Genomic DNA, 13,063 nt, shown 5'->3' with positions numbered 1-13,063 from the left:
GCCTCCTCTACTGCCCGAAGGCGACTTGGACGTTGCCGCGCCCCTCGACGCGGACGATCTTTTGCAGGAACGTGCGCGTGGCGGAGTCGCCGCCGGTGGTCTCCAGCCGCACGACGACGACCCCGCCGGCGCCCCCGCCCTGGCGCAGGAGCGGGGCGGCCGGGGCCATCTGCTGCCCGGTGAGCAGCCCCGCCGAGGACGGCGGGACCTGCGCGAGGGTGGCCATGGAGCGGGCGACCGCGGGGCGGCCGTCGTCGATGCCCTTGACGAGGCCGGCGGGGATCCACTGGCCGAGCATCGCCATGACCCGCGAGGGCGACCGGATGCCCAGCGCCCGCTTGATCGCTTTCTGCATGCTCGTCGCGATCTTGAGCATCTGCCGTTCGATCGCCGCCTGTTGCTTCTCCAGGCCCTTGACCAGTCCCTCCGCCGCCCTGATGCCCGTGCCGTACATGGCGTCTCCGGCGACGGTGCCGGCCCTGTTCGCCGCGGCGACGAGCTGCGCCTGGGTGGAGTTGATCTGGCTGATCTGCCCCGCGGACGCGGTGGCGAGGGCGGACGCCGCGGCGCCGCCCTGCTCGGCGCCGGCCTGCGCGATCTGCGCGATCAGGTCGGCGCGCACGCCCTTCTTGCGCAGGGTGGCGAGGTCCGCCGCGAACTTCTTGGCCTTGGCGAGCTGCTGGTTGAGGTTGGCCCAGATGCTCGTTGCGGTGGTCCCGCCGGCGTCGGCGTTCTGGGTGATGTTCGCGGCGTCGAGGATCCCGGACCGGACGTCGGCGATCAGGTCCCCACGGGCCTTGACGAGGTCTTTCAGGCGCCCGTTCGCGGTCTTGAGCTTGGCGGCGACGGATGCCTCGGCGCTGGCGAGCTTGAGCAGCTGGTTGGTGCCCGAGGTGAGGATCGCCGTGGCGGCGGATCGCTGTCGGTTCGCGGCGGCCAGCATCTGCCGGTTGCGGTCCTCGATCGCCTTGTTCTGGCGCCGCGTGCCGCCCTTGACCTTCGGGGTCAGCTTCACTGTGGTGGCGTCGGCGATGATGTCGGCCATCTTGGTTGCCGTCGACCTGATCTGGCTCATCTGGCCTGTCATGCCGACGATGAGGCCGCGGGCGATCCAGCGGCCCTGCGCGGTGGTCACGCGGGACGGGGACTGAATGCCGAGGGCGTCGGCGATCGGCCCGGGGATGGCGCTGCGGGCCCAGCCCATGATCTGGGACCGGAGCCAGCCGCCCATCGAGGAGATACCCCGCCACAGGCCCTGAACGACCGCTACGCCCTTGCTGTACAGCAGGGAGCCGAGGCTGCCGAGGGCGCTGGTGATGCGGCCTGGCAGGCCCTTGATCCAGGCGACGAGCCCGACGGCCTTGGTGACCACACCGGACTTGATGCGGTCCCAGTGGGCCAGGAAGTAGCTGACCAGCTTCCAGCCGAGGACGTAGTTGAGGATGTAGCCGCCGATCGCCTTGATCTTGGTCCAGAGCCAGTCCCAGACGAGTCCGGTGTAGCGCTTGATCCTGTCCCAGTTGGCGATGATCAGGACGACGAGGCCGATGACGGCGGCGATGGCCCAGCCGATCGGGCCCATCGCGATGAGCCACTGTGCGGCCATGACGGCCGCCCAGGCGACGGCGCGGGCGGCCATCATGACGAACTGGGCGCTGGCGGTGATCGCGGTGCGGACGACGGCGGCGATCCACGTGCCCATCGCGGTGAGCGCGGAGCCGACCCACGCGGCCGCCGTGGTCGCGGCGGAGGCGACGGCACCGGCCGCGATCTTGATGTAGACGCCGAGGCCGATGGCGTTCATGCGGAGCCAGTTGCCGATGACGGTCCAGCACGACGCGGAGATGATCGTGTGTGCGCCGGTGACGACGGCGGCGATCGCGGAGTAGGCCATCATGGCGCCCTTGACGGCGAGGACGGTGAGCGCGAGCCCGGTGAACGCCCAGCCGAGCGGGACGACGATGGCCTGGTTGTCCATGGCGAACTGGGCGATCTTCCCGCCTACTTCGCCGAGCTGTGCCATGGCGCCGCGCTTGAACTTCTCCAGGGCCCGGGTGGAGTTGTTCTCCAGGGTCTCGGCGAGGCGGTCGGTGGCTCCGGCGGCCTTGTCCATGCCGCCGGCGGCCGCCGCGGACGCCGGGTCCAGGGCGTACAACGCGTCACCCATAATGTTGGCGGGGTCGCCGAACAGGGCGGCCGCAGCGTTGAGCCTGACCGTCCGGTCCTCGGTGCCGCGCAGGGCGTCCATGGTCATCTGGAAGGCCTGTTGCGCGCTCGTCCCGCCCTCGCGCATCAGCCGGCCGACGGTCTTGCTCGACAGGCCGATGGACTTGTAGGCGTCGTCGACGGCCTTGCCGCCCTTGAGGGCGCTCTCGCCGAAGATGCCGATGGCGTCGGCGACTTGGTCGGCGTCGCGGGCGCCCGCTGCGAGGGCCTGGGTGAGGAGACCGGTGGCGGTCTTCCCGTCGAGGCCGATGCGCTGCCACTGGATGGAGTACTCGTTGAGGGTCTCCAGGTAGTCACCCGACTTGTCGGCGGCGCCCTGCATGCCGACGGTGATGATGTCGAGGGCCTCGTCGACGTCCTTCGCCAGGCCGGTACGGACGAGCTGTCCGGCCGCGGCGGTGGCCATGGCGAGGTCCTCGTCGAAAGCCTCGGCGATCGCGAGGACCTTGGTGGTGACGCCTTCCAGGCCGTTCTCCGCCTCGGAGGTGTCGCCGATGTTCTTGTAGACGCCGCGGATCGCCTCGTTCACGGTGGCCGTGGAGTCGCCCCAGGCCTCCTGGTAGACCTTGGCAGAGACCTGCGCGAGGGCGGCGGCCTCGGCCGGGCCCGCGCCGAGCTGGGCGGCGAGCTTGTCGCCGGCGGCCTCCATGTCCATCGCGGTGACGACGCTCGCGCCGAGCGCGGCCGCGAAACCTGCGCCGATTCCGGCCGCGGCCGCGTTGAACCGCTCGCCCATCGCCGAGACCTCGCCCGACGCGCGGTCCCGGGCGACGAGGTTGAACACGAGGGAGGTGTCCGACACGACGGATCACCCCCTTCGCATCTTCTCCTCGGCCTCGTCCATGGAGGCCTTGTACGTGTCCAGCCAGTCGAGGGCGGCGTCGGCCTGCTCGACGGTCATGAGGTCCCACTGCCAGGGGCGGATGCCCAGGAGGTGGGCGGCGTTGCCGAGCTGCCTCAGTCGGCGATCGGCAGACTCGCTTTTCCCTCTGCCTCGGTGTCGTCGAACGCGTCCTCGATGTCCGCGTCGATCTGCTCCAGGGCGGCCGCCCGCTCGGCGCCGTGGGTGCCCTCGGCGACCTTCTCCCGCATGTCGCGGAGCTCCTGCTTGGAGTACTCCAGCGTCAGCTCGTCCCACGCGAAGTCGACGTCGTCGAACTTGGTGCGCGGGTGGTCGCGGCGCAGGAAGGTGTAGAGCAGCGCGCGCCGGCACAGCGAGTTGCCCTGGAGGACGGCGGTGGTGAACTCGCTGAAGTTCTTGCCCGTACGGCGCTCCAGGTCCTCGCGCTCGACGGACATCAGCTTGCGCGGGTTGTAGCGCCAGCGAGTCGGCTCGGCCTGGCCCTCGGGCTTGTAGACGAGAAACATGCGGGTGGTGCTCCTATCCGATGCGGGATGCGAGGCGGCGGGCCATGTCGGACATGGCTTTCTCGACGGCCTCTTTGGCTTGGGGACCGACGCCCTGCATGGCGTGGTCGAACCAATCGACCTTGCCGTGCTGGGTGACCCAGGAGTCGGCGCGGCCGTAGACGAGGTGGCGCCAGCCGCTCGCCCGGTTGGTGCGCTTGGGGGCGTTGGGGAAGTGGCGAATGTTCTTGGTCTTGAACGCCTTGACGCGGGCGCCGGACCAGCGGCCGCCGAGCTTGACCTCGGGCCGGATCTTGCGGGCGACCGAGGAGCGCAGCCCGGGGGCGGTGCCGGGGCCGGCCGAGGCCATCGACATGATGCCGCTCTTGGCCTCGGCGGCCGCGGGCTTGAGGGCCTCGCGCATGTTCTTCGCGAGCTCCTTGCGGAGCTCCTTGCCGTCGGCCTCGGCCCGGATGGCCCGGGTGAGCGCGGCGAGGCCCTCCTGGGTGTCGATGTGGAGCTCGAACGGCAGGCCGTTCGCGGCCATCAGGCGGTGGCGCGCAGCACCGGGCCGGACGTCGGGAAGGACGCCGAGGAGGTGGCCTCGTCGCCCACGCTGCCCTCGATCGGCTTCCACTCCTTGATCAGGACGCTGCCGGTGTACTTGGGGTTCGACGTGCCGACCGCAGCGTTGGTGGGGCGGACCTCGAACGGGACGACGCTGCCGAGGAGTGGCCACATGATGCTGTCGATGCGGGTGTTGGCGAAGTCCTGGAGGAACTCGCAGCCCAGCTCACCGGACTTGAGGCCGCCGATGAGGACCTTCCATCCGGCGCTGGCATAGGTCGTGACGTCCTTCTCCTCGACCTCGACGCCGAGCTCCGCCTTGCGGGCGTACTCGGAGAGGTCGACGCCGTTGAGGCTGACGTACTCGGCCGTGAGGACCATGAACGGCATGGGTGATCACCTGATTCCCAGAGAGACAGCGAACATGAACGAGGGGGTCGTGCCGGAGACGCTCCAGGCGACCCGGTAGTGCGTGTCAGTGATGGCCGAGGCGTCGGTCCGCAGGGCCTGCCCGCCGGCGGCCGTGGCCGCGTCAAAACTCAGGCGGGTGGTGGGGGTGGCCATGCCGACGGCGTCGTCCGACTCGACGGAGACCGTGAGCGAGGGCGTCGTCCCGGCCACCGACAGGACGTGCAGCGCGGCGTAGAGCCGCTTCCCCGCGGGGATGGCGCCGAGGTTGAGGACGGTGCCGGAGCCGGTCGCGGTGCGGGCGGTACCGGGCGGGTGCCCGATCTGCCCGCGGACCAGCGGCCAGCACGACTTAGCGCTGCCGGTCCACGGGGCGACGTCGCCGACGGCGCCACCCAGCTGGTAGTTCGAGCGCAGCGCGCGGGTGAGGTAGGCGAGGGATCCGACCGCAGCGGTGTCCGGGCAGATCGTCCAGGGGCCGACGCCGCCGAGCTGGGCCCATGACGCGTCGTCGACGAGGCCGGGGTCACCGGCCTCCCAGAACCCTTCCCCGGCGATCTCGGCGGCGCCGAGGCCGCCGATGACGCCCTTCCAGCCGCTCGTTCCGTAGGTCGTGACGTCCTTCTCCTCGACCTCGCCGGAGAGCTCCACCTTGCTGCTGGAGCCGGTGAGGTCGGCGCCGATCGCGAAGGCGCGGACGTTGGTCAGGACGAGGCTCATGACGGGGCCCCCTTTCCGATGACGCGGATCATGAGTTCGGCGCCCACGTACTGGATTCCGGCGTGCTCGTACCAGCGGTAGCCCTGGATGCGGGTCACGCGGAGGTCGTCGGCCAGGCCGCCGAGGGCGTACTCGCCGGGGGCGCCGCGGGCGGCCTCGATGGCCTGTTTGAGGGAGGCGGGGCCGGAGCCGTCGAGGAGGTCGTCGAGGAGCTCCTGGCCCGCACGGTCGTCGGCCCGGCCGACGAGGACCCGGCACGTGAACTCCGCCTCGTCGAGGGCGCGGCCCATGGCCTTGTCGTACTCGACGGAGTACTCGCCGACGAAGAAGTGCGGGGCGCTGACGGAGTCCGGGACATACCCGGAGGACGTGAGGGCGGCGGTGCCGGCGGGCATGACGACCTGGCGGGCGGCGTCCGCGATCGCGGCGCGGACGGCGGACATGCGCATCGGGGCCTCCTATCCGAAGCCGGGGACGATGAAGTGCTCGATCAGGGCCCACACGTCGGGGTCCCGGCGGGAGAGCCGGACAACGCCCCACTCGGCCGACCCGGTGACGCCCTCGGGTGAGTCCTTGCGGCGGTAGAGGCGGGCGGCCTGGATGAGGGAGGCCTGCTCGATCTCTTCGGGGACGTCCGGCCATCCCCACTGGGCGGTGACCCGGACGCGTGTGGCGCCGGATCCCCAGCTCGCCGTGGTGAGCAGCGCGGTGACGGGGCGCCCGCGGGCTAGTGCGTTGTCGGGGCCGGTCTCGTAGCCGGTGACCGGCGTCCAGGCGCCGGCGGTGCCGGTCTCGACGACGAGGCCGGTGGCGCTGCCGATGTCGTCGACGACCAGGCGCTCGCCGTCGCTGCCGCACACGGTCCGTCCGGCCGGGCGGTAGAGGCGTGCGGTGGGGGTCTCGTCGAGGTAGAACCGGCGGCCGGTCGCCCGGTCGATCCCCCGGCACGCCGCCGTGAGCGCGGTGGTGAGGAGGTTGTCCCGGCTCGTGTCGTCGTCGGCGAGGTTCAGCATCGCGCGCAGATCGGCCAGGGCGGCGTACAGGGGGGCGACCACGGGTCAGGCCTTGCGGCGTGAGCGGGGCCGCGTCTCGGCCGTGTCCGGGGCGGTCGCGGTCTCCTCGTCCGGCTCCTGCGGCGCGGGCTCGGGGTCGGTCTCCTCCGCCTCCTGCTCGCCCTCGTCCTCGTCGGTGGTGTCCGGCTCGGGCTCGGTGACGGCCTCGGCGGCGTTGTAGCGGAGCAGCTGCTCGGCCTCGTCGTCGGGGAGGTCGATTTCGTCGCCGCGGTCGGGCCATTCCTGGCCGTCCCGGGTGCCACTGATCTTGATCTTCATGCGCACGCGCACGGTGGTGCTCCTCTCGGTGAAGGGGTCCAGGGGCGGGCCGGTTCGGGCCCGCCCCGAGGGGTGATCAGGCGGCGTTGCCGATGAAGTGCTTGATCGCGCCGGTGGTGTCGACCTGGTCGCCGTCGCCGCGCAGGATCGCGCGGTAGGTGATCAGGTCGGTGTTGAACGCGAAGTCGTCCGACCGCTCGAAGCGGAGCGACTCGACCTGGCGGACGAAGTAGGTGGAGAAGTCGCCGAAGAGGATCGACTTGGCGCCCAGCGCGACGGCCGGCATGTTCGGGTCGGTCCGGACCGGCTTGCCGAGGATGGTGTCCGGGCTGCCGGCCTGGAGGCCGGGCTGCCAGAGGTACTGGCCGGTGGTGTCCTTGAGCTTGCGGACCGCGGCGACGGTGGCGTCCCGCATGAGCCAGCCGCAGGAGCCGGACTGCCGGTAGGGGGCGATGACGCTGTAGAACATGTCGATCAGGTCGTCGCCGCCCGGGGCGCCGGCCACGGACGCGGCGCCGGTCTTGCCGAGCGTCGAGGCGGTCAGGACACCGTTGGGCTTGGACGAGCCGTCGCCGGTGACGAGGTGGACGCCGAAGCCGTTGCCGAGCGCGCGGCCGGCCTGCATGGCGAGGTAGCCCAGGAGGTCGACGGCGGTGTCGTTCGCCAGCTCGTGGGAGACCTGGAGCAGGAAGCCGTACTTGTACCCGTCGAGGCTGACCTGTCCGAACGTCGGCTCGTTCGCGGACAGGGTCCCCGCCTCGGCGACGATGGACGCGGACGAGGAGTGCGCGGTCGTCTTCGGGATCTGCATCTGCTCGCCGGTCGCGGTGCGCAGAACGGTGGGCCCGGCGGCCAGGACACCGGATGTCTCGATCATGTGGGCGACGAGCCGGTTGTAGAAGCTGATCGGGACCGTGTTCGCGCCGGCGGCCGCGGTGAGCTTGGACAGCGTGCGCTGGTCCAGCGGCAGTGTCTTGTCGGGAGCGATGTCCAGGGAGCGGCTGCCGGACGCGCCGGTGAGCCAGTCGCGGACCCGCTGGACCTCCTGGTCGGCGGCGCCGCCCCGGGCCTCGGGCGCGGGCTCCTTCTCCAGGAGCTGGCGGAACGTCTCGTCGGCGTCCTTGGTGCGCTGCTCGGCGGCGGCCAGGTCCTTCGCGCGGACGTCGATGGCGTCGATCTCGCCGTTGAGCCGCTGGTAGGTCTGGTCTTCCTCGGCCGTGAGGTCGCGCTTCTCGTCCTCGGCCTTGTCAAGCAGGGCCTTGACCTGCTCCCAGAGTCCGGCGCGCTGCTCCTGGAGTCGCTTGATGTACGCGGGCATGTGCCCTCCTTGGGCATGACGACGACGCCCGTGCGGCCGGTGGCCGGGGCGTCAGGTGTGGACGGGGTTGTCGAGGTGGGTGTCGCCCTGCCTCAGGGGGTGCGGCGCAGTTCGAGCTCGGCGCGCCGCCGCCGGATCGCGATGAGCGGGTGGGTGTCGCCCTGCCCGCTCGGCGCGAGGTCGAGGGTGGTCGGGGGCTTGGCCCCCAGGAAGCGGCCGAGTTCGCCGGTCTCGGCCGCCTTGCGGACCTCGGCGAGGTCGGCGCCAGCCTTCTCGGCGAGGGAGCGCAGACCGGTCGAGGTGTCCATGTACGCGGGGGTGTTGACGGGGGCGACGTCGACGAGCGCGCCGGAGAGCAGGGTTCGCAGGGGGAACCCGTCCTCGGTCTGCGACCAGTCGTCGGCGAACGTGCGGAACGCGAACGAGCTGCGGCGGACGTCGCCGCGCTGGACCAGTTCGTAGACGTCCTCGCGGGAGGCGGGGACGTCGACGCTGTAGTCGAGGCCGGTGCCGTCGACGAGGAGCCGGAGCGTCTCGGCCTCGGTGGTGCCCAGGAGCCGGTTGTCGTCGTGGTTGTAGCGGGCCATCACCTCGGGCCAGCCGTCGCCCTCGCTCTTGGCGAAGAACCCGGGGTCGAGGCGCTCGACGAACCCGCCCAGGTTCTGGCTGAGCTTGTTGAACTTCGCGGCGTAGCCGCCAATCTGGCGGGAGGTCCCGCCGGTGGCGCGGACCTCGACGAGGCCGCGGGTGAAGCGGCGCTCTGCGTCGCCCATGGTCATACCTCCTGGGTCGGGGTCCCTGCAGGAAGGGCGGGGAGCGGGCCGTAGATCTGGCCGGCCGGGCCGGGGATGGGGGCCTTGTTCTCGGTGGCGCGGACCTCGTCGCGGTTCTGCCAGCCGTCACGGATGGCCATTCCGTGCGCGTTGTAGCGGTCGAGGAGCGAGGTGCGGATCATCGCGTCGACGTTGAACCGCACGTACTCGCGGCCGGGCATGAGGCGGGAGAACACGTTCTCCAGGCGGACCATCCACGGCCGCAGGGTCATCGCGGCCAGGTCGTTGGCGTCGGCCTCGGTGCTGGAGTACGTCATCGACCCGCCGGCCTCGCCACCGACCTTCGTGGGCGGGACGCCGTAGATCGCGGCGATCTGCGTGGCGTTGAGCCGGAGCGACTCGATGAACTGCGACTCCTCCGGGCTCACCGACAGGGCGGTGAAGTCCCAGTCGGAGCCGATGACGAGCGGCTTACGGGCCCGGATCCGCGCGGACAGGCGGTCGGAGATCTCCTCGGAGTCAGCCGGGGAGATGATCCGCTGGGAGTTCTTCAGCACGGCCGGCGGGGTGCCGCCGTTGGCGAACCAGCTGCGCCCGTACTCGGTGATGGTCAGCCCGAACCCGATGGTCTGGGCGAACGCGGCGACCGGGGACAGGCCGACGACGTGTCCGGGCAGGACGATCCACGGGATATGGACGATGTCGCTGGTCTCGACGTGCCGGCCGCGCCAGTAGTAGACGGGCCGGACGGGGTTGAGCTCGTCCACCCACACGTCGTCGGGGTTCAGCCACTCGATCATCGTGGGGAATCCGAGGGTGTCCCGCTGGGTGATCAGGCCGTAGGCGTTGCCGCGGAGCAGCATGCTCGTGAGGCACTTCGTCAGCCACGTCACAAGGTCGCCCTGGGAGTCGGGGGCCCAGAAGAGCTGGGGGACGAAGTTCAGCGGCTCGCGGGTGGAGCCGTCCCGGCGGAACAGCTGCAGGGGCAGGGTGGCCACGGACTGGGAGATGATCCGCACGCACGCGAACACGGGGATCAGGCTGAGGGCCCGTTCGGCGGACATGGCCGTCGGCGACGGGCCTCCGGCGCCCCAGGGCAGCGAAGTGATCGCCCGCTTCGTGATCTGGCCGAGCCGCCGGAACGGCGCGGCGAGCGCCCTGGTCCAGCGCGGCATACCGCCACCTCCTGTCATCCGATGCTGCTGAGTACGTCGTAGTCGTCCAGGACCGCCGGCCCCTTGGTCAGCAGCGCCCAGCGGGCCTCGGTCACCGCGACGAGCGGGGCGACGTCGACGAGGGACGCGGTGCGGTCGATGACCCAGGCGTCACCGATGCGCCGGGTGCGGCCGCCGTTGACGGCGCCGGTGAGCGGGGCCTGGTCGATGTGCCGGACGGTGTCCTGCCGGATCGCGTCGGCGAGCTGGCCGCACGCCTCGGTCATGTCGCCGCCCCGCACGACGACGAGGTGTCCGCGGTGCGGCACCGGGTCACCCTTCTTGTTCTTCTTCGGGGCGGTGATTCCAGCGGTGACGAGGTCGTCGACGAGGGAGCCGGCCGGAGTGCCGGAGCCGGACACCGCGACGACGAGCGGCTGCCACAGAGCGGCGAGCCGGACGACGGCGGGCACCACCCAGGCGGTACCGGCGCGGCGGTCGATGAGCTCCAGGTGCACACGTCCGTCGGGCCGCTTGATCGCGGCGCCGATGCTGGCGTGCTTGCGGTCCTGCGAGACGTCGACCGCGAGCGCGAGCTCGACGGCCGCCGGCATCGAGGAGGCCTCGGCCAGCCCGGGCCACTCACCCTTGGGGATGTTCGGATCGTCGGGCGGCGTCGACTTCCTCGTCCGGTTGAGGTACGCCCGGTCGAACTCGGCGGCCTTCATCTTGTCCAGCTCGGCCCGGATGGTGTCCTCGGTGACGGTGTGGCCGAGGGCGGGCAGCGTGGCGTACCACGTGGCCGGGTCGTCCCGGGCCATCGTGTCCGGGGCGAACCATTCGAAGTACGCCGAGCGCGGTCGAAGCGCCGCCGGGTCCTCCTCGAGCGCGGCCCAGAGAGCCTCGATCAACTCGCGGCCCTTGGCCCGCTTGCCGTTGAGCCAGACCGACTTTTCCGTCCCGCCCGCGCTCGCCCACCACAGCTGCGCCATGGGGCGCGTGAGCATCGCGGGGGAGAACGCTTGCTCCAGGCGGTCGTCCTCGTGGGCGAAGGCCTCGTCGATGAACCCGAGGTCGAGCGGCGGCCCGTGCCCGGCCTTCTCCGTGTTGGCGGTGATGCCCATGCGGCTGCGGGTCTTGGGCCACAGAATCGCCTCGTTGCCGTTGGACTTGCGGATGCGGGCACGCGGGGCGATCGGGGAGGCGGCGATCTTCTCCCAGAACTCATCCTCCCAGCGCTCGCGCGCCATGCCCCGGGTCTGGGCGGCGTAGACGATCCGCTGGCGCTTCCACGCGAGCGCGCGGTGGACCTGGGCAGCGAGGGTGAGCTCGGTCTTGCCCTGCTGCCGGGAGACCGACAGGCCGACCTCGCGGTGCACGAACAGGCCGGTGGCCGGGTTGATCTCCAGGGCGACGTCGCTGACGTACTTCTGCCACGGCATCGGCGGGGCGCCGAGGCGCTCCATGACCTTCCACAGCTTGGGGCCGAGGCTGGGGAAAGCCGGGTTGCGGGGGGTGCCCCAGAGTGGCGGGCACGTGAGCCCGTACCGGTCGAGGAGGTCGGCGGCGAACGAGGCCGGCGGCGCCCAGGTCTTCTCAGATGTCGCCGAGGTCGCCGAGGTCGTCATCGTCGTCGTCATCCACGGTCCGCCCCTCCAGCAGCGCGGCTACGGTCGCCCGCAGCTCGCGCGTCAGCTGGGGGAGAGTCCGGGCGTCGGCCAGTCCGCGTACGAGGTGCCCGCACTCGTCGCACGGGACGGGCTGCCCGCCGTCGACGAGCTCGGCGAGCCGTACGGCGGTGGCGGCGAGGGTGGGCTCCATACCTGTGAGGTCGCCGAGCTCGTCGAGGTCCTCGGCGAGCGCGGTGCTCACCGCGCCGAGCTCGTCGACGACGACGAGACCGGCGGACACGCCCCGCATGCCGCCCGGGCCGGACGGTGCCGCATCGGTGACGACTGGGGGCAGGAGGGCGACGGGCGCGACGCCGAGCGCGACGGCCAGGGCGAGGAGCTCGTCGACGTCCACGCGGCGGGTGCCGGCCTCAACGCGGGACAGGATCGGCTGGGAGATGGCCAGGCCCTCGGTGGCGAGGCGGGCGACGAGCGCGGCCTGATCCCAGGAGCGGGCCTCGCGGAGCCTGGCCACGGCCTGGGCGACGTGCTGCCCGGCCGGGCCGATCGAGGTGGCGCGTGCCGCCATGCTCCGCCTCCCCTCAAGTCAGGCCCAGGAGTCGCATACGGGCTGGTCAGGGCCGGGGGGAGAAAAATGAAAGCTGGGCGCGGGGCTGGGAAGAGGCCCCGGCCAAAAACTCCGGCGCGCTCAGCCGGAGTCGAGCCCGGGCGCAGGGTCAGGTGTCGTACCAGTGACCCGGTCGTTGAGCCATAGGCGGGGCGCGCTGCTGTCCTGCGTGCGCTGGGAGTCGGGGTGCCCGACGGGCGGGTCCCAGCCGAGGGCGATGAGCGCGGCCTCCGTCTCCTCCGGGATGTAGACCTTGGCGACCTCGGCATGGGTGGCGACGTCGAACACGAGGAGCTCCAGCTCGATCCTCGGGAGCTCGTCGACCTCCGCGCGGAGGGTCAGCCCGCGGACGGAACGGCTGATGTCCACGTGGTTGACCTTGACGGTGCCGCGTCCGGCTCCGTCGAGGGCGATCTGTACCGAACGGGGTTCGGGCATGGGGCGCTCCTAGGGTCCGGCGTACCAGTCGCGTGAGGTGTTGAGGGGAGCAGCGGCGGTGAGGGGCTTGTCGCTCTTCTCGCCGTTGCAGTTCCGTCCGCAGGTGGGGCAGCGGTTGACGCCGTGCGCGGGGGCCCAGTTGTCGGGGTCGCGGGGGTCGCCGCCCTTGCTGACGGGGGTGATGTGGTCGACCACGTCGGCGCCAGCGTGGCCGCAGAGGTGGCACACGTCCTGCTCGGCGAGGAAGTGGGCGCGGGCCTTGCGGTAGCCGTACGCGGTGAGGTCGCTGCGGTCCGCCATGCCCTACCCCGCCATCGTCAGGCGGTGTGCCCGCGCTGCCTCGGTGGCCTCGGCGATGGCCACCCAGCCGGTGTCGAACCCGCAGCCGCACCATGCGTGTGAGGAGCCGTCGTGCTCGTACTGGATCCATCCGGGGACGCTCGGCTCAGCCACCTGCCGTACGCCGTACTCGATCTCTACGAGGTGCTGGGCCATCGGGTACCTCCTGGGGAAGCTGAGCGGCGCCCAGTGACCTAGGACTGG

At 71.4% G+C, this 13,063-nt stretch carries 16 protein-coding genes; all 16 read right to left on the bottom strand.

Annotated features, from left to right (window positions below; genetic code table 11):
- Nucleotides 1-7 precede the first annotated feature (7 nt).
- Nucleotides 8-3,028 (bottom strand): phage tail tape measure protein, encoded by a 3,021-nt coding sequence (locus AMK27_RS31240; RefSeq protein ID WP_073915817.1) that lies wholly within the window; start codon nt 3,026-3,028, stop codon nt 8-10.
- A 155-nt stretch (nt 3,029-3,183) separates the two neighbouring features.
- Nucleotides 3,184-3,594 carry a hypothetical protein gene (locus AMK27_RS31235; RefSeq protein ID WP_073915813.1) on the bottom strand — a complete coding sequence of 137 codons (411 nt, stop codon included), beginning with the start codon at nt 3,592-3,594 and terminating at the stop codon, nt 3,184-3,186.
- A 13-nt stretch (nt 3,595-3,607) separates the two neighbouring features.
- A complete protein-coding gene (locus AMK27_RS31230; RefSeq protein WP_073915810.1) occupies nt 3,608-4,120 on the bottom strand; it encodes a hypothetical protein in 513 nt (170 codons plus the stop codon).
- Nucleotides 4,120-4,530, bottom strand: a complete 411-nt coding sequence (locus AMK27_RS31225) for a hypothetical protein (protein WP_073915807.1) — start codon at nt 4,528-4,530, stop codon at nt 4,120-4,122. Before AMK27_RS31225 ends, AMK27_RS31230 begins: the two co-directional genes overlap by 1 nt.
- 6 nt (nt 4,531-4,536) lie before the next feature.
- Complete coding sequence (locus tag AMK27_RS31220; protein ID WP_073915804.1) at nt 4,537-5,268, bottom strand: hypothetical protein; 732 nt, start codon at nt 5,266-5,268, stop codon at nt 4,537-4,539.
- Nucleotides 5,265-5,717, bottom strand: a complete 453-nt coding sequence (locus AMK27_RS31215) for a hypothetical protein (protein ID WP_073915802.1) — start codon at nt 5,715-5,717, stop codon at nt 5,265-5,267. Before AMK27_RS31215 ends, AMK27_RS31220 begins: the two co-directional genes overlap by 4 nt.
- 9 nt (nt 5,718-5,726) lie before the next feature.
- Entirely contained in the window at nt 5,727-6,323 is a 597-nt protein-coding gene (locus AMK27_RS31210; protein ID WP_107425717.1) for a phage gp6-like head-tail connector protein, read from the bottom strand.
- Nucleotides 6,324-6,326: 3 nt separating this feature from the next.
- Nucleotides 6,327-6,611, bottom strand: a complete 285-nt coding sequence (locus AMK27_RS31205; RefSeq protein ID WP_143204890.1) for a hypothetical protein — start codon at nt 6,609-6,611, stop codon at nt 6,327-6,329.
- Nucleotides 6,612-6,675: 64 nt separating this feature from the next.
- Nucleotides 6,676-7,917: a phage major capsid protein gene (locus AMK27_RS31200; RefSeq protein WP_073915796.1), complete on the bottom strand. Its 1,242-nt coding sequence runs from the start codon at nt 7,915-7,917 to the stop codon at nt 6,676-6,678.
- A 92-nt stretch (nt 7,918-8,009) separates the two neighbouring features.
- Nucleotides 8,010-8,690 (bottom strand): HK97 family phage prohead protease, encoded by a 681-nt coding sequence (locus AMK27_RS31195; RefSeq protein WP_073915793.1) that lies wholly within the window; start codon nt 8,688-8,690, stop codon nt 8,010-8,012.
- Between the two features lie 2 nt (nt 8,691-8,692).
- The gene (locus AMK27_RS31190) at nt 8,693-9,865 is read right to left on the bottom strand and encodes a phage portal protein (RefSeq protein WP_073915790.1); all 1,173 of its coding nucleotides are present in this window, start codon (nt 9,863-9,865) and stop codon (nt 8,693-8,695) included.
- A gap of 14 nt (nt 9,866-9,879) precedes the next feature.
- The gene (locus tag AMK27_RS31185) at nt 9,880-11,484 is read right to left on the bottom strand and encodes a terminase large subunit domain-containing protein (protein WP_241847654.1); all 1,605 of its coding nucleotides are present in this window, start codon (nt 11,482-11,484) and stop codon (nt 9,880-9,882) included.
- Nucleotides 11,441-12,043 (bottom strand): helix-turn-helix domain-containing protein, encoded by a 603-nt coding sequence (locus AMK27_RS42045; protein WP_107425716.1) that lies wholly within the window; start codon nt 12,041-12,043, stop codon nt 11,441-11,443. Before AMK27_RS42045 ends, AMK27_RS31185 begins: the two co-directional genes overlap by 44 nt.
- A gap of 120 nt (nt 12,044-12,163) precedes the next feature.
- Complete coding sequence (locus AMK27_RS31170; RefSeq protein ID WP_073915788.1) at nt 12,164-12,520, bottom strand: hypothetical protein; 357 nt, start codon at nt 12,518-12,520, stop codon at nt 12,164-12,166.
- Nucleotides 12,521-12,529: 9 nt separating this feature from the next.
- Nucleotides 12,530-12,820: an HNH endonuclease gene (locus AMK27_RS31165; RefSeq protein ID WP_073915785.1), complete on the bottom strand. Its 291-nt coding sequence runs from the start codon at nt 12,818-12,820 to the stop codon at nt 12,530-12,532.
- Between the two features lie 3 nt (nt 12,821-12,823).
- On the bottom strand, nt 12,824-13,015 hold the full coding sequence (locus tag AMK27_RS31160) for a hypothetical protein (protein ID WP_073915782.1): 192 nt from the start codon (nt 13,013-13,015) through the stop codon (nt 12,824-12,826).
- Between the last annotated feature and the right edge of the window lie 48 nt (nt 13,016-13,063).

The sequence above is a fragment of the Streptomyces sp. CB02009 genome, assembly GCF_001905825.1.
In the GTDB taxonomy this organism is placed as follows: domain Bacteria; phylum Actinomycetota; class Actinomycetes; order Streptomycetales; family Streptomycetaceae; genus Streptomyces.
The sequence above is the reverse complement of the archived record's forward strand: the minus strand, read 5'-3'. Positions and strand labels throughout refer to the sequence as shown.

What these genes read in the sequence shown, in the direction of transcription:
- AMK27_RS31235 (WP_073915813.1), bottom strand. Translation starts at nt 3,594, where the DNA reads ATGTTTCTCGTCTACAAGCCCGAGGGCCAGGCCGAGCCGACTCGCTGG.
- AMK27_RS31230 (WP_073915810.1), bottom strand. Translation starts at nt 4,120, where the DNA reads ATGGCCGCGAACGGCCTGCCGTTCGAGCTCCACATCGACACCCAGGAG.
- AMK27_RS31225 (WP_073915807.1), bottom strand. Translation starts at nt 4,530, where the DNA reads ATGCCGTTCATGGTCCTCACGGCCGAGTACGTCAGCCTCAACGGCGTC.
- AMK27_RS31220 (WP_073915804.1), bottom strand. Translation starts at nt 5,268, where the DNA reads ATGAGCCTCGTCCTGACCAACGTCCGCGCCTTCGCGATCGGCGCCGAC.
- AMK27_RS31215 (WP_073915802.1), bottom strand. Translation starts at nt 5,717, where the DNA reads ATGCGCATGTCCGCCGTCCGCGCCGCGATCGCGGACGCCGCCCGCCAG.
- AMK27_RS31200 (WP_073915796.1), bottom strand. Translation starts at nt 7,917, where the DNA reads ATGCCCGCGTACATCAAGCGACTCCAGGAGCAGCGCGCCGGACTCTGG.
- AMK27_RS31195 (WP_073915793.1), bottom strand. Translation starts at nt 8,690, where the DNA reads ATGGGCGACGCAGAGCGCCGCTTCACCCGCGGCCTCGTCGAGGTCCGC.
- AMK27_RS31190 (WP_073915790.1), bottom strand. Translation starts at nt 9,865, where the DNA reads ATGCCGCGCTGGACCAGGGCGCTCGCCGCGCCGTTCCGGCGGCTCGGC.
- AMK27_RS31185 (WP_241847654.1), bottom strand. Translation starts at nt 11,484, where the DNA reads ATGACGACGACGATGACGACCTCGGCGACCTCGGCGACATCTGAGAAG.
- AMK27_RS42045 (WP_107425716.1), bottom strand. Translation starts at nt 12,043, where the DNA reads ATGGCGGCACGCGCCACCTCGATCGGCCCGGCCGGGCAGCACGTCGCC.
- AMK27_RS31170 (WP_073915788.1), bottom strand. Translation starts at nt 12,520, where the DNA reads ATGCCCGAACCCCGTTCGGTACAGATCGCCCTCGACGGAGCCGGACGC.
- AMK27_RS31165 (WP_073915785.1), bottom strand. Translation starts at nt 12,820, where the DNA reads ATGGCGGACCGCAGCGACCTCACCGCGTACGGCTACCGCAAGGCCCGC.
- AMK27_RS31160 (WP_073915782.1), bottom strand. Translation starts at nt 13,015, where the DNA reads ATGGCCCAGCACCTCGTAGAGATCGAGTACGGCGTACGGCAGGTGGCT.